Genomic DNA, 22,665 nt, shown 5'->3' on the forward strand with positions numbered 1-22,665 from the left:
GATCAAGAGCAGGACGAGGAGGACGACATGGCCGACGACCGGCTCAGCCGCACCTTCGCCGCCCTCGCCGACCCCACCCGCCGGGCGATCCTCGCGCGGCTGTCCCGCGGCGAGGCGACCGTCGGGGAGCTCGCGGAGCCGTTCGACATGAGCTTCGCGGCGGTGTCGAAGCACCTCCGGGTGCTCGAGACCGCGGGTCTCGTGACCCGCGGGCGTGACGCGCAGTACCGCCCCGCCCGGATCGACGGCCGCCCGCTGCGGGAGGCCTCGCGCTGGATCACCGACTACGAGCGCTTCTGGGGCGACAGCCTCGGCGCGCTCGACACATACCTGTCGAGCATCTCGCCCGACATGCCCACCCCACCGGAAGGACAGGAACCATGACCGACCTCACCGTCACCCGCACGTTCGCCGCCCCGCGCCAGCTCGTCTGGGACGCCTGGACCCAGGCGGAGCACTTCTCCGTGTGGTTCGGCGGCGACGCCGTCGCCGTGCCGCTCGACAAGCTCGACTACGTCGCGGAGGCCGGCCGCGCCTGGGCCGCCACCATGGAGATCCCCGGCGGCCCGACCATCGACTGGGTCGGCGAGTTCCTCGAGGTCGAGGCGCCGGACCACCTGCGGCTCACCATCACCGACGACGCGTCGAGCCCCGAGCGGTCGCAGCTCATCGTCGACTTCGCCGACGTGGACGGCGGCACCGAGGTCACGATGACCCAGTCGCCCATCCCCGAGGGCCAGGAGGAGCCGCTGCGCCAGGGCTACGCGCACTTCTTCGACACGCTCGAGGCGGAGCTCGGCCGGATGGCGGCCTAGCCGCGGCATCCGATCGGGATGCGACGAAGGGCGGCGACCGGACGTTCGCCGCCCTTCTGCATCGAGTGCTGCAGGATGTCACGAGCGCGCCGGAACATCGCGACGCACTCGCACCGATGCGCAGCATCGGTGCAACAGGTCGGTCAGTCGGCGTTGTGCGAGAACGCCGCGTCGAAGCTCGCGGTCGGCAGGTCCCAGAGCAGGCTGCGGACGAACTTCTCGGCCTCGGCCGCACCGTGCAGGCGGTCCATGCCGGCGTCCTCCCACTCGACCGAGATCGGACCCGCGTAGCCGATGTGGCGCAGCGCGCGGAAGGCGTCCTCCCACGGCACGTCGCCGTGGCCGGTGGACACGAAGTCCCAGCCGCGTCGCGGGTCGCCCCACGGCAGGTGCGAGCCGAGGATGCCGGCGTGGCCGGTGTTCGGGCGGATGCGCGTGTCCTTGCAGTCCACGTGGTAGATCCGGTCGGCGAACTCGGTGATGAAGCCGACGACGTCGTTGCCCTGCCACATCATGTGCGACGGGTCCCAGTTGAAGCCGAAGGCTTCGCGGTGGCCGATCGCCTCGAGCGCACGCTGGCAGGTCCAGTAGTCGTAGGCGATCTCGGACGGGTGCACCTCGTGCGCGTAGCGCACGCCCTCGCCGTCGAACACGTCGAGAATAGGGTTCCAGCGGTTCGCGAAGTCCTCGTAGCCGGCGTCGATCACGTCGGCGCCGACCGGCGGGAACATGGCGACGTACTGCCAGATCGACGAGCCGGTGAAGCCGGTGATGACGTCGACGCCGAGCTTGCGGGCCACCTTCGCGGTGAGCTTGAGCTCCTCGGCGGCGCGCTGGCGCACGCCCTCGGCCTCGCCGTCGCCCCACACCTTCGAGCGGAGGATCGCCTGGTGGCGGAAGTCGATCGGGTCGTCGCAGACGGCCTGGCCGGTGAGGTGGTTCGAGAGCGCCCAGGTCTTCAGGCCGTGCTGCTCGAGCACCGCGCGGCGCCCGTCGAGGTAGGCGTCGTCCTCGGCGGCGCGCCAGACGTCGAGGTGCTCGCCCGAGCAGGCGATCTCCAGGCCGTCGTAGCCCCATCCGGCCGCGTGACCCGCGACCTCGTCGAGGGTCAGATCGGCCCACTGGCCCGTGAACAGCGTCACCGGGTTCGTCGTCATGCTCGTGTCTCTCCTCCCGGGCGCACGCCCAGCTCGAGCGGGACCGGACCCGGCGACACCGCCGGGTCGTTCAGCAGGCAGGCCACCTGCCGATGCGGCTCCGCATCCGCGAACGCCGTCGGTCCGAGCTCCGGATCGATCGTCGCGCACTGATCGAAAGCGTACGGACACCGCGGGTGGAACTTGCACCCGCTCGGCAGGTTCACCAGATCCGGCGGCGACCCGGGGATGCCCTTGAGCTCCCGCTTCGGGCCCCGCAGCGGCGGGAACGAGTGCAGCAGGCCGGCCGTGTACGGATGCCGCGGCATCCGGTACACCTCCTGGGCCGTGGCGTCCTCGACGATGCGGCCGGCGTACATGATCGCGATGCGGTCGGCGAGCTCGAGCAGCAGCGACACGTCGTGGGTGATGAAGATGACGCTGAAGCCGAGGTCGTCCTTGAGCTGCATGATCTGCTCGACGATCTGGCGCTGCATCACGACGTCGAGCGCGGTGGTCGGCTCGTCCATGATCACGATCTCCGGCTCGAGCGCGAGCGCCATCGCGATCATGACGCGCTGGCGCATGCCGCCGGAGAGCTGGTGCGGGAACGAGCTGAGCCGGTCCTTCGGGATGCCGACCATGTCGAGCAGCTCGAGCGAGCGCGCCTTCGCCGCGTCGCGGCTGCCCCGCGGCGAGTGCGCGAGGATGCCGTCCGTCAGCTGGCGGCCGATCGTGTAGACGGGGTTGAGCGAGTTCATCGCCCCCTGGAACACGATCGCCGTGTCGCGCCAGCGCTGGGCGCGCAGCTCGGCGTCGCCCATCCGCAGCAGGTCGCCGCCGTGGCCGTCGCGGGCGGAGGTGAAGAGCACCTCGCCGCCGGTGATCACGCCGGGCGGCGGCAGCAGCCGGGTGGCCGCGTAGGCGAGCGTCGACTTGCCGCAGCCGCTCTCCCCCGCCAGCCCGAGCACCTCGCCGGCGTGGAGGGTGAGGTCGATGCCCTGCAGCGCGTGCACCGCGGAGTCGTCGTAGCCGTAGTCGACGCTGAGGTCGCGGATCTGCAGCACGGGCTGCCGGTCGCTGCTGACCGGACGAGCGGGGGCCGGGTCGATCAGGGTCATCGGGTCGTCTCCTCGACGCGGGTGATGTCGACGGGGGTGGCGGCGGGGGCGCGGTAGACCGGCGTGAAGCCGATGCGCGCGCGGATCCGCTTGCGACGGAGCACGCCCGCGTTGGCGGCGGTGGACCGCAGCCGCGGGTTGACGAACTCGTCGATGCCGAAGTTGATGAGCGTGAGCGAGGTGCCGACGGCCGCGATGCAGAGGCCGGCCGGCACGAACCACCACCAGGCGCCCTGAACGAGCGCCTGCGAGCTCTGCGCCCAGAACAGCACGGTGCCCCAGTTCCAGGTGGAGATGCTCGTCACGCCGATGAAGGCGAGCGTGACCTCGGAGAGGATCGCGAACGTCACCGTGCCGATGAAGCTCGACGCGATGATCGCGGTGAGGTTCGGCATGATCTCGAAGAACACGATCCGCCAGAGCGGCTCGCCGTTCGCCCGGGCGGCCTCCACGAAGTCGCGTCGGCGCAGCGAGAGCGTCTGGGCGCGCATGACGCGCGCGCCCCAGGCCCATCCGGTCAGCGCGATGACGAACGCCACCGTCAGCCCGCCGGCCGAGGGGAGCAGTCCGGTGATGATGATGATGAGCGGCAGCGCCGGGATCACCAGGAAGATGTTCGCGACCAGTGACAGCACCTCGTCGCCGAGGCCGCCGACGAACCCGGAGACCACGCCGACCACCACGGAGATGAAGGTGGCGACGATCCCGGCCGTGAGGCCGACCAGCATGACGCCCTGGGTGCCGACGAGCAGCTGCGAGAAGATGTCCTGCCCGGTCGCCGTGGTGCCGAGCCAGTGCGCACCGGACGGCGGCAGCAGCCCGGCGTCGCGGTTCACCTGGCTGGGGTCGTAGGGCGCGATCCACGGCCCGATGATCGCCATGAGCACGAAGAACGCGAGGATGACGACGCCGACGAGCGCCTTGCGGTTGCCGAGGATGCCGAGGCGCACCCGGCGTCCGCGCTTCGAGGTGCGCGGCGCGGTCGCGAGCGTGACGGTGGCCTGCGGGTCCGCGGCGACGGGATCGATCTGCACGGACATCGCTCAGCCCTCCTGTCGGGTGCGCGGGTCGAGGAACGCGTAGGCGAAGTCGGCGACCATGTTGGCCACCAGCACGCTCAGCGTGATGATGAGGAAGATGCCCTGCATGAGCGGGTAGTCCTTCGAGCCGATCGCCTGGAACAGCGTCAGCCCGATGCCCGGGTAGGAGAACACCATCTCGGTGACGAGCGTGCCGCCGACGATGAAGCCGAGGCTCAGCGCGAAGCCGGAGATGCTCGGCAGCACCGCGTTGCGGGCGGCGTAGCCGAACATGACCTTCCGCTCGGGCAGGCCCTTCGCCTGCGCGACTGTGACGTAGTCCTCGCTCGAGACCGTCACCATCATGTTGCGCATGCCGAGGATCCAGCCCGCGATCGAGCTGATCACGATCGTGAGCGCCGGCAGCAGGCCGTGGTACAGCGCCGAGCCGATGAACTCGAGGGAGAAGTCCGGCAGCAGCCCGCCGTCGTAGCCGCCGCTCGAGGGGAACAGCGGGATCGCGACCGCGAAGATCGCGATCGCGATGAGGCCGAGCCAGAAGTACGGGATGGCGGAGAAGAAGTTGGCGACCGGGAGGAGCGCGTCCGCCCAGGTGCCGCGGCGCCAGCCGAGCCCGACGCCGGCCAGCGTGCCGAGCACGAAGCCGATGATCGTCGAGAGGCCGACGAGCACGAGCGTCCAGGGCAGCGACTGCGAGATGACCTCGGAGACCGGGGTCGGGAAGAACGTGAACGAGATGCCGAAGTCGCCCTTGAACAGGTTGATCCAGTACTGCCCGTAGTCCTCCCAGATGGTGGTCTTCTTGTCGAGCCCGAAGAGCACGTAGAGCGACTTGACCGCGTCGGTGGAGAGGCGCCCCTGGTACTTGTTGATGAGCGACTGCACCGGGTCGCCCGGCAGCAGGCGCGGCACGAGGAAGTTGATCGTGACGGCCGCCCAGGCGGTCACGATGTAGAAGACGAGGCGGCGGAGGAAGAACTTCATCGCGCGGCCTCCCCGAACGCCGCCTCGCGCTCGGCGGCGCGGTCGTCGTCGTAGAGCCAGCACGCCGCCTTGTGGCCGGAGTCGGTGTCGAACATCGGCGGCCGCTCCTGACGGCAGACGTCCATCGCGAACGGGCAGCGGGGGTTGAACCGGCACCCGGCCGGCGGATCGATGAGGCTCGGCGGCTCGCCCTGCGCGGGGCGGTCCTCGCGGCCGGTGAGCTGATCGGCATCCGGCGCGGAGGCGATGAGCAGCTGCGTGTAGGGATGCCGCGGCCGCTGCGTGACCTCCTCGCTCGGTCCGCGCTCGATGATCTGCCCGGCGTACATGACGACGGTCTCGTCGGCGAAGTACCGGGCCGACGCGATGTCGTGCGTGATGTAGAGGATCGCCAGGTTCAGGCGCTCCTTGAGGTCCTTGAGCAGGTTCAGCACGCCGATGCGGATCGACACGTCGAGCATCGAGACCGGCTCGTCGGCGAGCAGCGCCTTCGGACTCGCGCCGAGCGCACGGGCGATCGCGACGCGCTGCCGCTGGCCGCCGGACAGCTCGTGCGGGAACTTCGACAGATAGCGCTCGGCGGGGCGGAGCTCCACCTGCTCGAGCAGCTCGCGCACCTTCTGCTCGCGCGCCTCACCCCGGAGCGACGGCTGGTGGATCGAGACGGATCGCGTCAGCACGTAGCGCACGGTGTGGATCGGATTCAGCGAGGCGAACGGGTCCTGCAGGATCATCTGCACGTTGCGCACGTAGCGACGGAAGCCGCGCCCCATCCGCACCTTCACGGAGCGGCCCTCGAGGAGGACGTCGCCGGAGGTGCGGGGCAGCAGCTGCGCGATGAGCCGCGCGACGGTCGACTTGCCGGAGCCGGACTCGCCGACCAGGGCGACGACGGCGCCGGCTTCGAGTCGCAGGTCGACGCCCTCGACGGCGTGGACGACCCGGCCGCGGCCGCCGCGGACGGGGAAGTGCTTGGTGAGATCGACCGTCTCGATGACGACGGGGCGATCGGGGACGGCGGAGCCGTCCGGCGTGGTGGTGGTCATGGGTCCCTCGGGCACGACGTCGGGAACGGGGAGGAGAAGAAGGAGGGCGGGGCTTCGACAGGCTCAGCCAGCCGGGGCTGCTGAGCCTGCCGGAGCCCCGCGTCACATCACTTGACCGGCTTGAGCTTGATCAGGATCTGCGAGATGGAGGGCTGGGTCGGCTGCGACACCGCGTACGGATCGCTGTCGTCCGGCCATCCGGTGTAGTACTTCGTGCTGTACTCGGCGCCCATCGGCCCGGAGGCCAGCGGGATCGCGGGGGTCTGCTCCACGAAGATCTTCTGGAGCTGGTCCATCGCCGCGGTGCGGGCCGACTCGTCGGTCGTGTTCGCGTACTCGGACAGGGCGGCGGTGGCCTCGGGGCTGTCGAAGCGCCCGAAGTTCCAGCTCGCGTGCTCGCCGATCGGCTTCAGCTGCGCGCCGTCCATGATGTTCGAGTAGATGTCCCACGGGGTGGCGCCGGTGTTGGTCCAGTGCAGCGTGGCGTCGAAGTCGCCGTTGGCGACCGCGTCGTTCCAGGCGTCGACGGTCGGGGTGTCGACCTTGGTGTCGATGCCGAGGGCCTTCACGTTGTCGCCGATGATCTGCAGCGAGGCCAGGTAGTCGGACCAGCCGGCCGGGTCGATCATCGTGAAGCTGACCGCCTCGCCCTTCGGGCTGACCAGCTTGCCGTCCTTCAGCGTGTAGCCGGCCTCGGCGAGCACCTTCTTGGCGCCCTCGACGTCGATCTTCTGCTTCTTGCCCTTGTAGTCGGCGGAGGCGAAGGCGTCGCCGGCGGGCGACGGCAGGCCGTTCACCGTGTCGACCTCGCCCTTGAAGCCCGAGTAGCCCTGCTCGTGGATCGCGTCGCGGTCGATGACCATGTTGATCGCGGTGCGCACGGCGACGTCGTCGAACGGCGCCTTCGTGGTGTTGAGGAAGAGCGCGTCGATGCCGAGGCCGGTCGGGCCCCAGTACTTGTTCGTCGACGACTTCGAGACGTAGGTCTTCTCGATGTCGGGGATGAAGACGTAGCTCCACTGGGCCTGGCCGTTGAGCAGCGCGGTCAGCTGCGCGTTGTTGTCGGAGTACGACGTCCAGCGCACCTCGGGCACCTGCGGCTTGCCGCCCCAGTAGTCGTCGTTCGGCACGAACGAGATGGCCTGGTTCGTCCAGGTCTTCAGCGTGTACGGGCCGGTGCCGACGGGCTTCTGGTTGGTGTCGGTCTCCGGGTTCTTGATGTCCTTCCAGATGTGCTCCGGCACGATGATCTGGTTGATCACCTTCGTCTGGTTGGTGAACTCGGAGGTCGAGAACTTCAGTGTGACGGTGTCGCCGTCGCTGGAGATGTCCTCGAACGGCAGCGCGTTCGCGTTGAACGCGTCGTACTTCTCGAGCATCTCGAACGTGTAGGCGATGTCGCCGGCGGTGAACTTCTCGCCGTCCGACCACTTCACGCCGTCACGCGCGGTGATGGTGACCGACTTGTAGTCCGGCGCCCACTCCCACGACTTCGCGAGCCACGGGGTCGGGTCCTCGGCCGGACGCGTCGGGTTCACCTGCGCGAGGGGCTCGTACATCATGAACTTGTAGCCGAGCACCGTGGCCGACGAGGTCGGCGAGAACGGGTTCGAGTTGTTGGTCTGCGGTCCGTTCGGCATGCCGATCGTCAGCGGGTGGCTGCCCGATCCGCCGGCGCTCGAACAGCCGGTCAGCGCCACGGCGGTCGCGATCGCGGCCGTGATGCCGACGGCGATCTTCGCCATCATGCGTCTCTTCATGACTGGTGTGCCTCCTTGCACGTGTGGTGGTGGCGCGTGAGGTGCGCGAGTCCTGGTGCTGGTGATGCGGGTGGTGCTGCGCCGCCGGCGACGCGATGTGGTGGTGCGCTGCCGGCGGCGATGACGCCGTCTTGCTAGGTGCTCGCCCCGATCGAGTCGGGGACGCTGTCGGATGCGTTCTCGACCGCCGCGCCGCTCAGCTCCGAGCTGCGCACGATCGCGTCGAGGACGCGCTGGACGGCCAGGCCGTCGTCGAAGTCGGGCACGACCGGCCCGTGGTCCTGCACGGCGTGGAGCAGGTCGCGGATCTCGTGCACGAACGAGTGCTCCCAGCCGATGATGTGCCCCTGCGGCCACCAGGCGTGCACGTAGGGGTGCTCCGGCTCGGTGACGAGGATGGTGCGGAAGCCGCGGGTGGCGATGTCCTCGGTCGCGTCGAGGAACTCGAGCTCGTCGAGGCGCTCGAGGTCGAACCGCAGCGCGCCGAGCTCGCCGTAGACCTCGATCTGCAGGGCGTTCTTGCGGCCGGTCGCGGTGCGCGACACCTCGACGCTCGCGACGGCGCCGGAGGCGAAGGTCAGGTTCGCCCAGGCCGCGTCGTCGACCGTCACGGCCTCCGGGCCGTCCGGCCCCGGCCGCTCCGGCGTGAAGGTGGTCAGCCGGCCCGAGACGGTCGTGATCTCGTCGCCGGTGATCGCGCGGAGCTGGTCGACGGCGTGCGAGGCGAGGTCGCCGAGCGCGCCCGATCCGGCCGTCTCCTTGCGCAGGCGCCAGCTCATCGGCGACGTCGAGTCGACCAGCCAGTCCTGGAGGTAGCTCGCGCGGAGCTGGCGGATCGCGCCGAGCTTCCCGGCGCGCACCAGCTCGCGGGCGAGCGCGAGCGCCGGCACGCGGCGGTAGTTGAAGCCGACCATGGCCACCCGGCCCGAGGCACGCGCGGCGGCGGCCATCCGCTCCGCCTCCTCGAGCGTGTTCGCGAGCGGCTTCTCGACGAGCACGTGCTTGCCGGCCTCGAGCGCGGCGATCGCGATCTCCGCGTGGAGGTGGCCGGGGCCGCAGATGTCGACGATGTCGATGTCCGGACGCGCGATCACCTCGCGCCAGTCGGTCGCGGCCTCGGCCCAGCCGAGCTGCTCGGCGGCGGCCGCCACGCCGGCCGCGTCGCGGCCCACGATCACGGCGCGCTCGTACGCGGGCACGTCGAAGAACGAGGCGACCTGGCGCCAGGCGTTCGAGTGGGCCTTGCCCATGAAGGCGTAGCCGATCATCGCCACGCGCAGCGGACGGCCCTCGGGGCGGGGGGTCATGGTCATGGTGCGGTGCTCCTACAGGGTGGCGGCGGCCGGGTCCCAGTCCTCGGGGAGGGCCGGGATGCGGTCGACGGTGCTCTCGAGGGCGACGAACTCGTTCGTGTCGATCGACTCGGTGATCGACACCATCGCGTCGACGACGTGGAACGCCTGCTCGCCGGGTGCGCGGTGCGGACGGTCGGCGCGGATGGCGCGGGCCATCTCGAGCACGCCGGAGCCGCGGCCGAACGTCGAGCCGACCGAGTCGAACTCGCGCCACTCGTCGTCGCCGGCCGTGCGCAGGCCGATCTTCCCGTCGAACCCGTTCGGGTCCGGCACGCTGAGCACGCCCTCGGTCCCCGTGATCTCGACGAGCGGCGGGCGGCCGGAGTGCGAGTCGAAGCTCAGGATCGACTGCGAGGTCTGGCCGCTGCGGAAGCCGGCGATCGCGCTGACGTGCGTGGGCACGGTGACGTCGAAGACCTCGCCGGCCTTCGGGCCGGAGCCGATGGTGCGCTGGAGGCGCGAGCGCGAGCCGAACGCGGCCACCCGCTCGATCGCGCCGAAGAACTGCACGAGCGCGGTCAGGTAGTACGGGCCGATGTCGAACAGCGGGCCGGCGCCCTCCTGGAACAGGAACGCCGGGTTCGGGTGCCACGACTCCGGGCCGGGCGACTGCATGATCGTCAGCGCGCTCTGCGGCTCGCCGATGTCGCCGCGCTCGACCATGCGGCGCGCGGTCTGCAGGCCGGCGCCGAGGAACGTGTCGGGGGCGCAGCCGAGCCGCACGCCCTTCGCCGCCGCGTGCGCGAGCAGCGCCTGGCCGCTCGCCCGGTCCATCGAGAACGGCTTCTCGCTCCAGACGCTCTTGCCGGCGTCGACCGCCTGCGTGGCGACCTCGACGTGCGCCGTCGGGATGGTCAGGTTGATGACGATCTCGATGTCCGGGTGCGAGAGCACGGCATCCGGTCCGCCGGAGGTCCCGATCCCGAACTCCGCGGCGCGGGTCTTCGCCGCGTCCTCGAAGATGTCGCCGACGGCGTGCACCTGCACGTCGGGGAACTGCGTGAGGTTCTCGAGGTACTGCGTGCTGATGACGCCCGCGCCGATGATGCCGACGCCGACGGGGCCGCTGCCGGTCATGGTCACGCGCCCGTCGTGAGGTAGGCGTACGAGTCGGTCACGGCGTCCCACATGTCGCCGGCGAAGTCGTCGAGCTCGACGACCCCCACCTCGACCTGCGGCGCTGCGGCGAGGATGTCCCAGACGGGCATCTTCCCGGCGCCGACCGCGACCTGCGTCGCGGGCGTGTTCTCGATCGGGCCGTCCTTGATGTGGAGGAACCGGACCCGGTCGCCGAGCCGCGCGAGCAGCTCCGGCACGTCCTGGCCGCCCGCGGCGGCCCAGTAGGTGTCGAGCTCGAGCACGACGGCCGGGTCGAGCTGCCCGGCGAGCACCTCGAGCGCCGTGGTGCCGTCGATGAGGTTCGACAGCTCGTGCGCGTGGTTGTGGTAGCCGATCCGGATGCCGTGCTTGGCGGCGAGCTCCGCCGCGCGGTTCAGCTTCGCGGCGGTGCCGGCGACGCCGTCGACGGTCGTCCACTGCTCGTCGGCGATGTGCGGGTCGATCACGGTGGGGATGCCGAGCGAGACGGCGGTCTCGAACGCGGCGTCCCAGCCGGCCTCGGGGGTGTCGAGGAAGTTGAGGTGGGTGCTCTTCGCCGACAGGCCGTGGGCGGCGAATCCGGCGCGGAGCTGGTCCGCCTGGTTCACGAAGTCGAAGGGCTCCACGAGCGTGAAGCCGATGTCGGCGACGCGGCCGAGCGCCGCGTCGTAGTCCGCGGCGAGGGCCTCGCGGATCGTGTACAGCTGCAGTCCGAGCGGGGGCGTGGAAGGCACGTGCTTCTCCTGGTCGAGCGTCATCGGTCATTTCCGGATGCGTTTCCGGTCGCTGCCGGAAACGCTAGCGCACTTCTGACGGGAGTCAAGCAAAAGCCGCGCGCCGCCCGACGGGGTTGCGCTGGCGCGACGGCCGGAAGCGGTGCTATCCATGTCGGATGACCGTGACGAGCTCGAGCGCTCCGGCGCCGACCGTCGCTCCCGCCGGCACCGGTGAGCTGCTGCAGCTGCTGCTCGACGGGGTGCCGCGCACCCGTGCCGAGCTGGCGACGCAGTCCGGCCTCGCGCGCTCCACCGTGGCGGCCCGGGTCGACGCGCTGCTCGAGGCGGGCCTCATCGCGGGCGTCGGCGAGGCGGCCTCCTCGGGCGGGCGTCCGCCCTCGCGCTTCGCGTTCGAGCCCCGCGCCGCCGTCGTCGTCGCGATCGACCTCGGCGCGACGCACGGGGTCGTCGCGATCACCGACCTGACCGGCGACGTGCTCGAGTCGCAGCGCGCCGAGCTGACCATCGCCGACGGTCCCGAGCGCGTGCTCGACCGCTCGCTGGCCCTCGTGCTCGAGCTGCTCGGCCGCGCGGGTCGCGAGCCCGACGAGGTGCTCGGCATCGGGATCGGCCTGCCCGGCCCCGTGGCGCACGACACCGGCCGCCCCGCGAACCCGCCGATCATGCCGGGCTGGCACGACTTCGACGTGCCGGCCTACGTGCGCGCCGTGCTCGACGTGCCGACGTTCGTCGACAACGACGTCAACATCATGGCGCTGGGCGAGCAGCGCATCCACTGGCCGGATCGCGGCGACCTGCTGTTCGTGAAGATCGCCACCGGCATCGGCGCCGGGCTCATCTCCAACGGGCGCCTGCAGCGCGGCGCGGACGGCACGGCGGGCGACCTCGGCCACGTGCGCGTCGCACGCGGCTCCGACGTCGTATGCCGGTGCGGGAATGTCGGCTGTCTCGAGGCCCTCGCCGGCGGCCCCGCCCTCGTCGCCGAGCTGGCGGCGCAGGGGCTCGCGGTCACGAGGGCGGCGGATGTCGTGCGCCTGATGGCGGACGGCGACCCGGCCGCCGTGGCCGCGCTGCGCCAGGCCGGACGCGACCTCGGCGAGGTGCTGGCAACGTGCGTCAACCTGCTGAACCCGTCGGTCATCGTGCTCGGCGGCGTGCTCGGCGAGGCGGGCGACCAGCTGCTCGCCGGCGTGCGCGAGGTGGTCTACCTGCGCTCGCTGCCGCTGGCGACCCTCAACCTCGTCATCGTGCCGACGGTCGCCGGCGACGACGCAGGCGTGATCGGCGCGAGCATGCTCGTGCTGCAGAGCGAGCTCACCGCCGAGGCGATCGACGCCCGGCTCGCCGCCCGCAGCTAGCCGGGCTCGGTCTCCTCGAGTATCCACACCGCGAGCGCGCGGAGCTGGTCGTCCTCGAGCTCGAGCACCCCGGAGGCGACCGCGTCTCCGATCTCCTCGAGCTCGGCGGCGACGTCCTCAGGCTCGAACGAGCTGCGGCGATCGGGATCGCCGCGACGAAGGCCGCGACGGCCGGCACCATCAGCGCCCACCCGACGATCCGCGCTCGGCCGCGCGAGTCCGGCGCAGTCGTGGCGGTCGGCGTCAGAGCACCAGCTCGCGCACGAAGTCGTCCTCGAGGCGGTCGCCGACCTGGAAGTGCTTCGTGCCGACCTGCGCGAAGCCGTGCTTCGCGTAGAAGCGGTTCGCGCGCACGTTCTCCTCGTTGACACCGAGCCAGACCGCGGCCGACCCGCGCCGGCGGGCCGCGTCGAGACCGGCCGCCATGAGCAGCGACGCGACACCGCCGCCGTGGTGGTCCGGGTGCACGTAGCACTTGCTCAGCTCGGTCGTGGGGCGGGTGGTGATGGCCGCGGCGACGTCGGGGTCGGTCGGCTCGCCGTGCACGACCATCACGTAGCCGACCGGCACCCCCGTGCCCTCCTCCTCGGCGAGGAACAGATCCCGATCCGGGTCGGCGAGGTAGACCGCGAAGCTGTCCTGCCCGAGGTGGCGGGCGATGAAGTCGGCCTTCGCCGCGTCGGAGGTGTGCGGCGGGCAGGCGAGCGGGAACGTGATCGCGGCGATGCCGGCGAGGGCGCGGGCGTCGGCGGAGCCCGCGGGACGGATCGAGACCATGCGGCCAGGCTAGCGAGCACGGCGCGGCGCGCGGCGCCGGGCTCCTCCCGACGCACGTCGGCCTAGGCTCGTGCCATGGGCACGACGGTCTTCGAGCGCTACCCGCCCGCCGCGAGCGTCGTCGACCACGCGCTGCTCGAGACCCGCCAGTCCGTCTTCTGGATCGACTCCCTCCCGCACCGCCGGGCGCACCGCGCCCTGGCCGGCGACCACGCCTGCGATCTCGCCGTGGTCGGCGGCGGCTATACCGGGCTCTGGACCGCCGTCCAGGCGAAGCTGCGCGACCCCGACCGTCGTGTCGCGCTCGTCGAGGCGCGCCGGATCGGGTGGGCGGCCTCCGGTCGCAACGGCGGCTTCGTCGACGCGAGCCTCACCCACGGCGACGCGAACGGCCGCGCGCGCTGGCCGGAGGAGGCGCACCGGCTGGAGTCGCTCGGGCGGCAGAACCTCGACGCGTTCGAGCGGGATGTCGCCGACCTCCGCCTCGACGTGGAGTTCGAGCGCACCGGCGCGATCGACGTCGCGACCGAGCCGCACCAGCTCGCCTGGCTCGAGGGCGAGCCTCGCCGGCCCGACGGCAGCTGGCCGGACACCGTGCTGCTCGACACGGCCGGCATCCGCGAGCTCGTCGACTCCCCCGGCTTCCTCGCCGGCACCTGGCGGCGCCGCGACTCGGCGCTCGTGCACCCGGGTCGGCTCGCGCTCGAGCTGGCCGCCGCGGCGGAGCGGCTCGGTGTCGAGATCTTCGAGCAGTCGCCCGTGCGCACGCTGCTCGACACCGCGTCCGGCGTCGACGTCGTGACGACCGACGGCCGGCTGCGGGCCTCGAAGGCGGCGCTCGCGACCGGGCCGTTCCCGCCGCTGCTCGTGCGCGCGAAGCTGCTCGCCGTGCCGGTCTACGACTACGTGCTCATGACCGAGCCGCTCAGCGCCGCGCAGCTCGCGTCGATCGGCTGGGAGGGGCGCCAGGGCATCGGCGACCTCGCGAACCAGTTCCACTACTACCGCCGCACCGCCGACGACCGCATCCTGTTCGGCGGCTACGACGCCGTCTACCACTACGGCGGCCGCATCCGGTCGCACTACGAGGACCGCCCCGCCAGCTTCAGGATGCTCGCCGCCCACTTCTTCACGACATTCCCGCAGCTGGAGGGCCTCCGGTTCAGCCACAAGTGGGCGGGCGTCATCGACACCTCCACCCGCTTCAGCGTCTCCTTCGGCACGGCCCGGCGGGGTCGCGCCGCCTACGCGGTCGGCTACACCGGGCTCGGCGTCGGCGCGAGCCGCTTCGCCGCGGAGACCGTGCTCGACCTGCTCGAGGGCGAGCCGACCGAGCGCACGGAGCTGCGGATGGTGCGCGAGCGCCCGGTGCCGTTCCCGCCCGAGCCGGCGGCCTACGCGGGCATCCAGGCGACCCGCCGGGCGCTCGACCGCGCCGACCACGACGACGGGCGGCGCGGCCCGCTGCTGCGGAGCCTCGACGCGCTCGGCCTCGGCTTCGACAGCTGACGCAGAAACGGCCCCGCACCATCCGGTGCGGGGCCGTTCCGTCGATCGGGATCGATCAGAGCGAGGCGACGTCCAGCGGCACGCCGGGGCCGAACGTGGTCGACAGGCTGCCCTTCTGGATGTAGCGGCCCTTCGACGAGCTCGGCTTGAGGCGCTGGATCTCGTTCAGCGCCGCAGCGAAGTTCTCGCTCAGCTGGTCCGCGGTGAAGCCGGCCTTGCCGATGACGAAGTGCACGCTGTTGTGCTTGTCGACGCGGAACTCGATCTTGCCGCCCTTGATGTCGGACACGGCCTTGGCCGGGTCCGGGGTGACGGTGCCGGTCTTCGGGTTCGGCATGAGGCCGCGCGGGCCCAGCACCTTGCCGAGACGGCCGACCTGGCCCATGAGCTCCGGGGTGGAGACTGCGGAGTCGAAGGCGGTGTACCCGCCGGCGACCTTCTCGATGAGCTCGCTGCCGCCGACCTCGTCGGCGCCCGCGGCGATCGCGGCCTCGGCCGCGGCGCCCGTCGCGAAGACGATGACGCGAGCGGTCTTGCCCGTGCCGTGCGGCAGGATGACGGTGCCGCGCACCATCTGGTCCGCCTTGCGGGAGTCGACGCCGAGCTTCAGCGCGATCTCGACGGTCGAGTCGAACTTGGTCGACCCCGTCTCCTTCGCGAGCGCGACGGCCTCGTCGGCGTTGTAGTAGCGGCCGGCCTCGATCTTCTCGGCAGCGGCGCGGTAGGCCTTGGACTTCTGAGCCATGATTACGCCTCCACCGTGATTCCCATGGAGCGGGCGGTGCCCGCGATGATCTTCGACGCCGCCTCGATGTCGTTCGCGTTGAGGTCGGCCTGCTTCTGCTCCGCGATCTGGCGGACCTGCTCCTTGGTGAGCTTCGCCACCTTGAGCGACTGCGGCGTCGGGGAGCCCTTGGCCACACCGGCGGCCTTCTTGATGAGCTCGGCGGCCGGCGGGGTCTTGAGGATGAACGTGAACGAGCGGTCCTCGTACACGGTGATCTCGACCGGGATGACGTTGCCGCGCTGCGACTCGGTCGCGGCGTTGTACGCCTTGCAGAACTCCATGATGTTCACGCCGTGCTGACCCAGCGCCGGGCCGATCGGCGGGGCGGGGTTCGCGGCGCCGGCGTTGATCTGGAGCTTGATCAGGCCGGTCACTTTCTTCTTGGGCGCCATGCGGCATCCCCTTCCTGTCGTGCGCCGACCCTGACGGACCCTGACGCGCTTCCACGAACCGGGCGGTCCCCGGCAGTGGTGATTCGTCGTGGATCCCGGCGAGGGGATCGACACAACCGCTCTAGCTTACGCGATCGGGAGCGCCCGCGCGAGGTCGGGATGCCGAAGGCCCCGCCGGCGGACCGGCGGGGCCTTCGTGCGCCCTTCGACAGGCTCAGGGAGCCGAGACGGCCCGGGGAGCCGAGGGGCTCAGCGAGCCGAGGGGCTCAGAGCTTGGTGACCTGGTCGAACGAGAGCTCGACCGGGGTCTCGCGCTCGAACAGCGAGACGAGCACGGTGAGCTTGCCGCTCTCCGGCTTGATCTCGTTGATCGTGCCGGGCAGGCCCGCGAACGAGCCCTCCTTGATCGTGATGGTCTCGCCGATCTCGAAGTCGACCTCGGCCGGGATGACCCGGGCCGCGCCGCCGCCGCCGGAGGACTTGCCGCCCGCCGACTTGCTCGGGGCGACCTCGACCGGCTGCACGAGGCTCTTCAGCATGCTGAAGGCCTCCTCGAAGCGCAGCGGGGTCGGGTTGTGGGCGTTGCCCACGAAGCCCGTCACACCCGGGGTGTGGCGCACGACCGACCAGCTGTCCTCGTTGAGCTCCATGCGCACGAGCACGTAGCCCGGGATGCGCACGCGCGTCACCAGCTTGCGCTGGCCGTTCTTGATCTCGACGACGTCCTCCATCGGCACCTGGACCTCGTAGACGAAGTCCTCCATGCCCATCGACTGCCGGCGCGACTCGATGTTCTGCTTCACGCGCTTCTCGAAGCCGGCGTAGGAGTGGATGACGTACCACTTGCCCGGGCGGATGCGCAGGTCGAGGCGGAACTCCTCGTACGGGTCGACCTCGGCCTCCTCCGCGTCGTCGGGCAGCTCGCCGTCGGTCTCGACCGCGGCCTCCAGCTCGGCGGCGGCGGCCGCGTCGGCGTCCACCGGGGCGTCGGGAGCGGCGTCGTCGCCGAAGGCGAGACCCGACTCGCGGTCGTGCTCCTGGTCGGGCGAGCCCTCGTAGTCGGTCACGTCGTCCTCTCCGTCGTCGTCGCCGTCCTCGACCTCCTCGTCCGAGGTCGCGGCCACGGAGGCCTCGCTCTCGTCGGCCGAGTCGATGTCGAGCGCGTCGTCGACGATGCGGTCGGCCTCCGGGTCGGCGGCGGCATCGAGGGCGTCGAGCAGCCCGTCGAGGTCCGGGGTGTCGTCCCCGTCGTCCTCACCGGCCTCGTCGTCCTCCTCGATGTGGAGGGCGCGGTGCTCGGCGGGCTCGGAGGCGCGCTCGTCCCACTCGTTGACGTCGCCCGTCTGAGCCTCGTCGTCCTCTGACGACTGCTCGGCGGCGGTCGCGAGATCGATGTCGCGGCGCTCGGATTCAGACACTTCGAACCATTCCTTACGTTGAGATCCGGCCGATGGCCGGGGCGTCAGCCGGTGACGCCGGTGAGCGATCCGTCGCCGAAGACGAGCGACACCAGGTAGCCGAATCCGTAGTCGAGACCCGTGACGAGGGCCATCATGACGACGAGGAAGCCGAGCACGATCGCGGTGTAGCTGATCAGCTCGCGGCGGGTCGGCGTGACCACCTTGCGCAGCTCGCCGACGACCTGGCGGAGGAAGAGGGAGATGCGTCCGAACGGACCGCGCCGCGTGGCGCGCTCCCGCTTCGCGGTCGCGACGATGTCCTCACTCGGCTCGTCGACGATGTTCGCCATCCTGTTCCCTTCGACCGGATCATCCCGGCGCTTCCGCGCCGGGAATCGCAGGGCGGACAGGACTCGAACCTGCAACCTGCGGTTTTGGAGACCGCTGCTCTACCAATTGAGCCACCGCCCTAGGCGTGCTTCCCGCATCCTCGCGACCGTTCGACGGGCATGGCGAATGATGGCGGATGAGCCAACCGCGGACCAGTGTACGACATCGCCGAGGGCCGCCGTCGCGGCCGCGGGCCGACGCCGGTCGCGGTCCGCGACCCCCGCATCGGCCCTGAGCGGGGCGCGTCCGGCTGGCTAGGCTGGGCACGTGGCACGGATCTCCCAGCGGATCGGCGCGATCGCCGAGTCCGCCACCCTCAAGGTCGACGCGAAGGCGAAGGCGCTCAAGGCCGCCGGTCGCCCGGTGATCGGATTCGCCGCGGGCGAGCCCGACTTCCCCACCCCCGAGCACATCGTCGAGGCGGCCGTCGCGGCCGCCCGCGATCCGCGCAACCACCGCTACTCCCCCACCGCGGGACTGCCGGAGCTGCGCGAGGCGATCGCCGCGAAGACGCTCCGCGATTCGGGTCTCGAGGTCTCGCCGTCGCAGGTGCTCGTGACGAACGGCGGCAAGCAGGGCGTCTTCCAGTCGTTCGCGACGCTGCTCGACCCGGGCGACGAGGTGCTCGTGCCGGCGCCGTACTGGACGACCTATCCGGAGGCGATCGCGCTCGCCGGCGGCGTGCCCGTGCCGGTGCTCGCGGGCGCCGAGCAGGACTACCTCGTGACCGTCGAGCAGCTCGAGGCGAAGCGCACCGATCGCACGAAGGTGCTGCTGTTCGTCTCGCCGTCGAACCCGACCGGCGCGGTGTACCCGCCGGAGCAGGTCGCCGAGATCGGCGCCTGGGCGCAGGAGCACGGGCTGTGGGTGATCGCCGACGAGATCTACCAGAACCTGACCTACGACGGCGTGGTGGCCCGCTCGATCGTCGACGCGGTGCCCGAGCTGGCGGAGCGCACCCTCCTCGTCAACGGCGTCGCCAAGACGTACGCGATGACCGGCTGGCGCGTCGGGTGGATGGTCGGCCCGGCCGACGCGATCGCCGCCGCCTCGAACATGCAGTCGCACTCGACCGGCAACGTCGCGAACATCTCGCAGCGGGCCGCCGTGGCCGCGCTGACCGGCCCGCAGGATGCCGTCGCCGAGATGCGCACCGCCTTCGACCGGCGCCGCCGGCTCATCGTCGACGGGCTCAACTCGATCGACGGCTTCGTCACGCCGACGCCGACCGGCGCCTTCTACGTCTACCCCGACGTGCGCGCGCTGCTCGGCCGCGAGTGGCGCGGACGCACGCCGGAGTCGACCAACGAGCTCGCCGACCTCATGCTCGAGGAGGCGGAGGTCGCCCCCGTGCCCGGCGAGGCCTTCGGCCCGTCCGGCGCGCTGCGCTTCAGCTACGCGCTCGGCGACGACCAGATCACCGAGGGCGTCGAGCGCCTCCGGGCGCTGTTCTCGTAGGCGACTCGGGTCCCCGAGCCTGTCGAAGGGGCTTCGACAGGCTCAGCCATCCGCACGGCGGGCTTCGACGGACTCAGTCATCCGCACGGCGGGCTTCGACGAGCTCAGCCGGCCGCCGGCGCCGTGCCGCCCAGCACGGCCTCGATCTCGGCGAGCGTCGGCATCGAGCTGGTCGCGCCGTTGCGGGTGACCGCGATCGACGCCGCGGCGGAGGCCGTCGTCAGCGCGCGCTCGAGGTCGTCGCCGGCGGACAGCCGCGCCACCAGCACGCCGACGAACGTGTCGCCGGCGGCGGTCGTGTCGACGGCGCGCACCTCGCGGGCCGGGATGTCGAGCACGATCCCGCCGCCGCTGGCGACGATGGCGCCGCGCGCACCGCGGGTCACGATGACGGTGGCGCCGTGCTCGCTCAGGGCGCGCGCGGCGTCGACCGCGTCCTGGCGCCCGGCGAGCTCGCACGCCTCGGCGGCGTTCGGCACGAGGATGTCGACCTTCTGCAGCAGTCCGGGCTCGGGACGCTGCACCGGCGCCGGCGTCAGCACGGTCGTCGATCCGGCGGCCCGCGCCGCGCGGACGCCCTCGAGCAGCACGCGCTGCGGCAGCTCGAACTGCATGACGGTGTAGCGGGAGGCGGCGATCGCCGCGGCCCCGGCCTCCGTGAGCTCCAGCACGGTCGCGTTGGCGCCGGAGACGACGACGATGGCGTTCTCGCCGCCGTCGAGCACCGAGATGTGGGCGGTGCCGGTCGGCACGGGCACATCGGCGAGCGCGGCGGTGTCGATCCGCTCAGCGCGCATCAGGTGCCGGAGCTCCGCACCGTGCGCGTCCCGCCCGACCGCGCCGGCGAAGGCGACGGAGGCGCCCGCCCGGGCGGCGGCCACCGCCTGATTCAGGCCCTTGCCGCCGGGGAAGGTGGCATAGCCGGTGCCGAACATCGTCTCGCCCGGCCGCGGCAGCCGGGGCTGCGTGACCACGAGGTCCATGTTGGCGCTGCCGAGCACCACGATCTCGCTCATGCGGCCAGCCTAGGAGCCCGGAGGGCGTCGACCGACCGCTCCGCCCACCCGAATCCGGGGGCCAGCGCGCCGGCGGGATGCGCTCAGAGCGACGTGCCCACCACGACGGGCTCGGGCTGGAGCACGATGCCGAACTCGCTCGCCACGCGCGTCTGGATGAAGGTCGCCAGCTGCAGCACCTCGAGCGCCGTCGCGTCGCCGCGGTTCGTGATCGCGAGCGTGTGCTTGCTCGAGACGGCCGCGCGGGAGCCCGGCAGCGCGAAGCCGCGGCGGATGCCGGCGTGCTCGATGAGCCAGGCGGCGGAGAGCTTCACGAGGAACTCGCGCGGCGGCGCGGGCGAGCCCGGCTCGGAGCCGAGCGGCAGCACCTGCGGCGCCTCCTCCGGCTGCAGCGGCCAGCGCGGCAGCTCCGCCGGCAGCGCTCGCGCCGTGTTCTCGGTGACGATCGGGTTCGTGAAGAAGCTGCCGGCGCTCGTCGAGTCCGGATCGGCCGGGTCGAGCAGCATCCCCTTCGACGCGCGGAGGCGGAGCACCGCCTCGCGCACCTCGGCGAGCGGCGCACGATCGCCGATCGCGACCCCGAGCGCGTCCGCGAGCTGCGCGTACTGCACCGGGGCGCTGAGCTTGGTGCGGTCCACGGTGTCGACGAGGTCGAGCTCGACGGCGATCACGACGCCCAGCCGGCCCTGCTTGATCGAGCTGGTCCGGTAGCCGAGGCCGAGCTCGCCGGCGGGGATCCGGAGGCGGTGCCCCGTCTCCCAGTCGAGGAAGTCGACGGCGGCGAGCACGTCGGAGAGCTCCTGGCCGTACGCGCCGATGTTCTGGATCGGGGCCGCGCCGGTCGAGCCCGGGATGCCGCTCAACGCCTCGATCCCCGCCCAGCCGTTGTGCAGCGCGAGCTGCACGGTCGCGTCCCACGGCTCGCCGGCCTCGACGCGGATCCGGGCGCGCCCCTCGGGCGCGCCGTCGATGCGCCGAGCGCCGCGGGTCGCGACCCGCACCACCGTGCCGTCGAAGCCGTCGTCGGCCACGACGACGTTCGAGCCGCCGCCGAGCACCAGCCAGTCGTGGTCGGCCCAGGCGTCCTGCGCCGCGTGCACGAGGTCGAGCTCGGTGCGCGGCTCGAGGAGGCGCGCCGCCGGTCCGCCGACGCGGAGCGTGGTGAGCGTGGAGAGATCCGTCACGGGCCGCTCCGTCAGCGCAGGTCGACCACGACCTGCGCCTTGCCGAGCACGGTCTGGTCGGCGAAGGTCACGGTGAGGTCGATGCGGGCGCGGAGCTCGTCGGCGTCGAGCGTGCCGACCTTCGCGGTCACGGTCAGGTCGGCGCCGTCGCGCGGGTCGACGACGACGGGGCGGGTGAAGCGGGTCTGGTAGTCGATCACTCGGCCGCTGTCGCCGCCGAGCCAGTCGACGACCGGCTGCACCGCGACGCCCATCGTGAGCATGCCGTGGGCCAGCACGCCCGGCAGACCGGCGCCGGTCGCGACGTCGTCGCGGTAGTGGATCGGGTTGAAGTCGCCCGACGCCCCGGCGTAGCGGACGAGGCTGTCGCGGGTGAGGTGCACCGCGCGCTCGGCGACCACCTCGCCGACCGTGAGGTCGTCGACGCGGGGGCTCACTCGTCGCCTCGCACGACGAGCGTGGACGTGGCGGTCAGCACGAGCTGCCCGTCGAGGTCGACGACCTCGGTCTGCGCGGTGACCATGCTGTGCCCTCCGAGGGACTTGACCGCGGTGACGGTGAGCGCGGCGAGCAGCTCGTCGCCGGCCACCACCGGCCGCGTGAAGGTGAAGCGCTGGTCGCCGTGCACGACGCGCGAGAAGTCGATGCCGGTGTCCGGCGCGGCGAGCAGCTGCGCGAGCGTCGCCTCCTGGATCACGACGGGGAAGGTGGGCGGCGCCACGACATCCGCGTAGCCGGCCGCGACGGCCGCATCCCGGTCGGTGTTGAGGGCGCTGTGCGACTGCACCGCGCGAGCGAACTCGCGCACCTTCTCGCGCCCCACGAGGTACGGCCCGACCGGCGGGAGCCGGAGGCCCTGGATCTCGGGGTTCACTGCCACGGGTCGGAAGCCTATCCCGGCGGACGGTCGCGCTCCCGGCCGGGCCGCTCCCGGGCACGGGAAAGGCCCGCCCTCCCGGAACGGGAGGACGGGCCTTCGAAGTCGGCTATCGACCGAGGATCACTGGCAGCTGTCGCACTGCAGCATGTCCATCGGGTCCATGGGGATGTCGTAGCCGTCGATGCTGTCGTTGTCCATCTCAGGACTCCTTCCCGTGTCGTGGTCGCGGTGGTTCCGCCGCGAGAGTCATCACTATATAGCGGTAATCACACGGATGTCATTCCCCTAGATGTAGTGGTTCGGCGTGTCGCGGCCGATGCCCCCAGAATACGGGGCACCACCGACAGGCGAGCCCGCGACAGAGCGTCGGAAGCGCCGGTTCCGGCGCTTGCGGACCGGTGTGCGGCGCCGGAAGCGCCGGA

Annotated in this window: 24 protein-coding genes and 1 tRNA gene; 5 read left to right on the forward strand and 20 right to left on the reverse strand. The window is 71.6% G+C overall.

Annotated features, from left to right (window positions below; all coding sequences use genetic code 11):
* Positions 1–27: 27 nt before the first annotated feature.
* Together AC1RSJ_RS05105 and AC1RSJ_RS05110 are read left to right on the forward strand one after the other, a co-directional pair.
* Positions 28–384, forward strand: a complete 357-nt coding sequence (locus AC1RSJ_RS05105) for an ArsR/SmtB family transcription factor (RefSeq protein WP_493117262.1) — start codon at positions 28–30, stop codon at positions 382–384.
* Positions 381–815, forward strand: a complete 435-nt coding sequence (locus tag AC1RSJ_RS05110; protein WP_493117263.1) for an SRPBCC family protein — start codon at positions 381–383, stop codon at positions 813–815. Before AC1RSJ_RS05105 ends, AC1RSJ_RS05110 begins: the two co-directional genes overlap by 4 nt.
* 143 nt (positions 816–958) lie before the next feature.
* Here AC1RSJ_RS05110 and AC1RSJ_RS05115 read toward each other — a convergent pair whose 3' ends face one another.
* The 9 genes from AC1RSJ_RS05115 to AC1RSJ_RS05155 form a co-directional block, all read right to left on the reverse strand.
* Positions 959–1,972 (reverse strand): sugar phosphate isomerase/epimerase family protein, encoded by a 1,014-nt coding sequence (locus AC1RSJ_RS05115; RefSeq protein ID WP_493117264.1) that lies wholly within the window; start codon positions 1,970–1,972, stop codon positions 959–961.
* Entirely contained in the window at positions 1,969–3,072 is a 1,104-nt protein-coding gene (locus AC1RSJ_RS05120; protein WP_493117265.1) for an ABC transporter ATP-binding protein, read from the reverse strand. Before AC1RSJ_RS05120 ends, AC1RSJ_RS05115 begins: the two co-directional genes overlap by 4 nt.
* Positions 3,069–4,112 carry an ABC transporter permease gene (locus AC1RSJ_RS05125; RefSeq protein WP_493117266.1) on the reverse strand — a complete coding sequence of 348 codons (1,044 nt, stop codon included), beginning with the start codon at positions 4,110–4,112 and terminating at the stop codon, positions 3,069–3,071. The genes AC1RSJ_RS05120 and AC1RSJ_RS05125 overlap by 4 nt, the downstream gene beginning before the upstream one ends.
* Before the next feature lie 3 nt (positions 4,113–4,115).
* On the reverse strand, positions 4,116–5,096 hold the full coding sequence (locus AC1RSJ_RS05130; RefSeq protein ID WP_493117267.1) for an ABC transporter permease: 981 nt from the start codon (positions 5,094–5,096) through the stop codon (positions 4,116–4,118).
* Complete coding sequence (locus AC1RSJ_RS05135) at positions 5,093–6,142, reverse strand: ABC transporter ATP-binding protein (protein ID WP_493117268.1); 1,050 nt, start codon at positions 6,140–6,142, stop codon at positions 5,093–5,095. The genes AC1RSJ_RS05130 and AC1RSJ_RS05135 overlap by 4 nt, the downstream gene beginning before the upstream one ends.
* Positions 6,143–6,249: 107 nt before the next feature.
* Positions 6,250–7,902 (reverse strand): ABC transporter substrate-binding protein, encoded by a 1,653-nt coding sequence (locus AC1RSJ_RS05140; RefSeq protein WP_493117269.1) that lies wholly within the window; start codon positions 7,900–7,902, stop codon positions 6,250–6,252.
* A gap of 134 nt (positions 7,903–8,036) precedes the next feature.
* Positions 8,037–9,215, reverse strand: coding sequence for a Gfo/Idh/MocA family protein (locus AC1RSJ_RS05145; protein WP_493117270.1), 1,179 nt, complete (start codon positions 9,213–9,215; stop codon positions 8,037–8,039).
* A 12-nt stretch (positions 9,216–9,227) separates the two neighbouring features.
* A complete protein-coding gene (locus tag AC1RSJ_RS05150; RefSeq protein ID WP_493117486.1) occupies positions 9,228–10,334 on the reverse strand; it encodes a Gfo/Idh/MocA family protein in 1,107 nt (368 codons plus the stop codon).
* Positions 10,335–10,336: 2 nt separating this feature from the next.
* Positions 10,337–11,089: a sugar phosphate isomerase/epimerase family protein gene (locus tag AC1RSJ_RS05155; protein WP_493117271.1), complete on the reverse strand. Its 753-nt coding sequence runs from the start codon at positions 11,087–11,089 to the stop codon at positions 10,337–10,339.
* A 158-nt stretch (positions 11,090–11,247) separates the two neighbouring features.
* Here AC1RSJ_RS05155 and AC1RSJ_RS05160 point away from each other — a divergent pair, with 158 nt between their 5' ends.
* On the forward strand, positions 11,248–12,450 hold the full coding sequence (locus AC1RSJ_RS05160) for an ROK family protein (RefSeq protein ID WP_493117272.1): 1,203 nt from the start codon (positions 11,248–11,250) through the stop codon (positions 12,448–12,450).
* On the opposite strand, the gene AC1RSJ_RS05165 is transcribed toward AC1RSJ_RS05160, so the two are convergent.
* Positions 12,447–12,641, reverse strand: a complete 195-nt coding sequence (locus AC1RSJ_RS05165; protein ID WP_493117273.1) for a hypothetical protein — start codon at positions 12,639–12,641, stop codon at positions 12,447–12,449. The two genes, AC1RSJ_RS05160 and AC1RSJ_RS05165, sit on opposite strands and share 4 nt — an antisense overlap.
* A gap of 52 nt (positions 12,642–12,693) precedes the next feature.
* Positions 12,694–13,227: a GNAT family N-acetyltransferase gene (locus tag AC1RSJ_RS05170; RefSeq protein WP_493117274.1), complete on the reverse strand. Its 534-nt coding sequence runs from the start codon at positions 13,225–13,227 to the stop codon at positions 12,694–12,696.
* Positions 13,228–13,302: 75 nt separating this feature from the next.
* Between AC1RSJ_RS05170 and AC1RSJ_RS05175 the strand changes: the two genes are divergently transcribed.
* Positions 13,303–14,736: an NAD(P)/FAD-dependent oxidoreductase gene (locus AC1RSJ_RS05175; RefSeq protein ID WP_493117275.1), complete on the forward strand. Its 1,434-nt coding sequence runs from the start codon at positions 13,303–13,305 to the stop codon at positions 14,734–14,736.
* A 55-nt stretch (positions 14,737–14,791) separates the two neighbouring features.
* Here AC1RSJ_RS05175 and rplA read toward each other — a convergent pair whose 3' ends face one another.
* The 5 genes from rplA to AC1RSJ_RS05200 form a co-directional block, all read right to left on the reverse strand.
* A complete protein-coding gene (gene rplA / locus AC1RSJ_RS05180) occupies positions 14,792–15,481 on the reverse strand; it encodes a 50S ribosomal protein L1 (RefSeq protein ID WP_493117276.1) in 690 nt (229 codons plus the stop codon).
* A 2-nt stretch (positions 15,482–15,483) separates the two neighbouring features.
* Complete coding sequence (rplK, locus tag AC1RSJ_RS05185) at positions 15,484–15,915, reverse strand: 50S ribosomal protein L11 (protein WP_493117277.1); 432 nt, start codon at positions 15,913–15,915, stop codon at positions 15,484–15,486.
* A gap of 266 nt (positions 15,916–16,181) precedes the next feature.
* Positions 16,182–17,333, reverse strand: coding sequence for a transcription termination/antitermination protein NusG (nusG, locus tag AC1RSJ_RS05190; RefSeq protein WP_493117278.1), 1,152 nt, complete (start codon positions 17,331–17,333; stop codon positions 16,182–16,184).
* Positions 17,334–17,377: 44 nt separating this feature from the next.
* Positions 17,378–17,665 carry a preprotein translocase subunit SecE gene (secE, locus tag AC1RSJ_RS05195; protein WP_493117279.1) on the reverse strand — a complete coding sequence of 96 codons (288 nt, stop codon included), beginning with the start codon at positions 17,663–17,665 and terminating at the stop codon, positions 17,378–17,380.
* Positions 17,666–17,713: 48 nt separating this feature from the next.
* Positions 17,714–17,786, reverse strand: a tRNA-Trp gene (locus AC1RSJ_RS05200).
* A gap of 186 nt (positions 17,787–17,972) precedes the next feature.
* Between AC1RSJ_RS05200 and AC1RSJ_RS05205 the strand changes: the two genes are divergently transcribed.
* Positions 17,973–19,163 carry a pyridoxal phosphate-dependent aminotransferase gene (locus AC1RSJ_RS05205; protein WP_493117280.1) on the forward strand — a complete coding sequence of 397 codons (1,191 nt, stop codon included), beginning with the start codon at positions 17,973–17,975 and terminating at the stop codon, positions 19,161–19,163.
* Positions 19,164–19,267: 104 nt separating this feature from the next.
* On the opposite strand, the gene AC1RSJ_RS05210 is transcribed toward AC1RSJ_RS05205, so the two are convergent.
* The 4 genes from AC1RSJ_RS05210 to AC1RSJ_RS05225 all read right to left on the reverse strand — a co-directional run bounded on the left by AC1RSJ_RS05210 (position 19,268) and on the right by AC1RSJ_RS05225 (position 22,243).
* Positions 19,268–20,179, reverse strand: coding sequence for a ribokinase (locus AC1RSJ_RS05210; RefSeq protein WP_493117281.1), 912 nt, complete (start codon positions 20,177–20,179; stop codon positions 19,268–19,270).
* A gap of 83 nt (positions 20,180–20,262) precedes the next feature.
* Positions 20,263–21,363, reverse strand: a complete 1,101-nt coding sequence (locus AC1RSJ_RS05215) for a UDP-N-acetylmuramate dehydrogenase (protein WP_493117282.1) — start codon at positions 21,361–21,363, stop codon at positions 20,263–20,265.
* An 11-nt stretch (positions 21,364–21,374) separates the two neighbouring features.
* Complete coding sequence (locus tag AC1RSJ_RS05220; RefSeq protein ID WP_493117283.1) at positions 21,375–21,800, reverse strand: MaoC/PaaZ C-terminal domain-containing protein; 426 nt, start codon at positions 21,798–21,800, stop codon at positions 21,375–21,377.
* Positions 21,797–22,243, reverse strand: a complete 447-nt coding sequence (locus tag AC1RSJ_RS05225) for an FAS1-like dehydratase domain-containing protein (RefSeq protein ID WP_493117284.1) — start codon at positions 22,241–22,243, stop codon at positions 21,797–21,799. The genes AC1RSJ_RS05220 and AC1RSJ_RS05225 overlap by 4 nt, the downstream gene beginning before the upstream one ends.
* Positions 22,244–22,665: the final 422 nt, after the last annotated feature.

This window comes from Schumannella sp. GW821-FHT10F01 (assembly GCF_058809295.1).

Coding starts and splice junctions, on each gene's coding strand:
- AC1RSJ_RS05145 (WP_493117270.1), bottom strand. CDS start 9,215: ATGACCATGACCCCCCGCCCCGAGGGCCGTCCGCTGCGCGTGGCGATG.
- AC1RSJ_RS05150 (WP_493117486.1), bottom strand. CDS start 10,334: ATGACCGGCAGCGGCCCCGTCGGCGTCGGCATCATCGGCGCGGGCGTC.
- rplA (WP_493117276.1), bottom strand. CDS start 15,481: ATGGCTCAGAAGTCCAAGGCCTACCGCGCCGCTGCCGAGAAGATCGAG.
- AC1RSJ_RS05120 (WP_493117265.1), bottom strand. CDS start 3,072: ATGACCCTGATCGACCCGGCCCCCGCTCGTCCGGTCAGCAGCGACCGG.
- AC1RSJ_RS05115 (WP_493117264.1), bottom strand. CDS start 1,972: ATGACGACGAACCCGGTGACGCTGTTCACGGGCCAGTGGGCCGATCTG.
- AC1RSJ_RS05170 (WP_493117274.1), bottom strand. CDS start 13,227: ATGGTCTCGATCCGTCCCGCGGGCTCCGCCGACGCCCGCGCCCTCGCC.
- AC1RSJ_RS05105 (WP_493117262.1), top strand. CDS start 28: ATGGCCGACGACCGGCTCAGCCGCACCTTCGCCGCCCTCGCCGACCCC.
- AC1RSJ_RS05130 (WP_493117267.1), bottom strand. CDS start 5,096: ATGAAGTTCTTCCTCCGCCGCCTCGTCTTCTACATCGTGACCGCCTGG.
- AC1RSJ_RS05110 (WP_493117263.1), top strand. CDS start 381: ATGACCGACCTCACCGTCACCCGCACGTTCGCCGCCCCGCGCCAGCTC.
- secE (WP_493117279.1), bottom strand. CDS start 17,665: ATGGCGAACATCGTCGACGAGCCGAGTGAGGACATCGTCGCGACCGCG.
- AC1RSJ_RS05135 (WP_493117268.1), bottom strand. CDS start 6,142: ATGACCACCACCACGCCGGACGGCTCCGCCGTCCCCGATCGCCCCGTC.
- rplK (WP_493117277.1), bottom strand. CDS start 15,915: ATGGCGCCCAAGAAGAAAGTGACCGGCCTGATCAAGCTCCAGATCAAC.
- AC1RSJ_RS05175 (WP_493117275.1), top strand. CDS start 13,303: ATGGGCACGACGGTCTTCGAGCGCTACCCGCCCGCCGCGAGCGTCGTC.
- AC1RSJ_RS05125 (WP_493117266.1), bottom strand. CDS start 4,112: ATGTCCGTGCAGATCGATCCCGTCGCCGCGGACCCGCAGGCCACCGTC.
- AC1RSJ_RS05210 (WP_493117281.1), bottom strand. CDS start 20,179: ATGAGCGAGATCGTGGTGCTCGGCAGCGCCAACATGGACCTCGTGGTC.
- AC1RSJ_RS05160 (WP_493117272.1), top strand. CDS start 11,248: ATGACCGTGACGAGCTCGAGCGCTCCGGCGCCGACCGTCGCTCCCGCC.
- AC1RSJ_RS05140 (WP_493117269.1), bottom strand. CDS start 7,902: ATGAAGAGACGCATGATGGCGAAGATCGCCGTCGGCATCACGGCCGCG.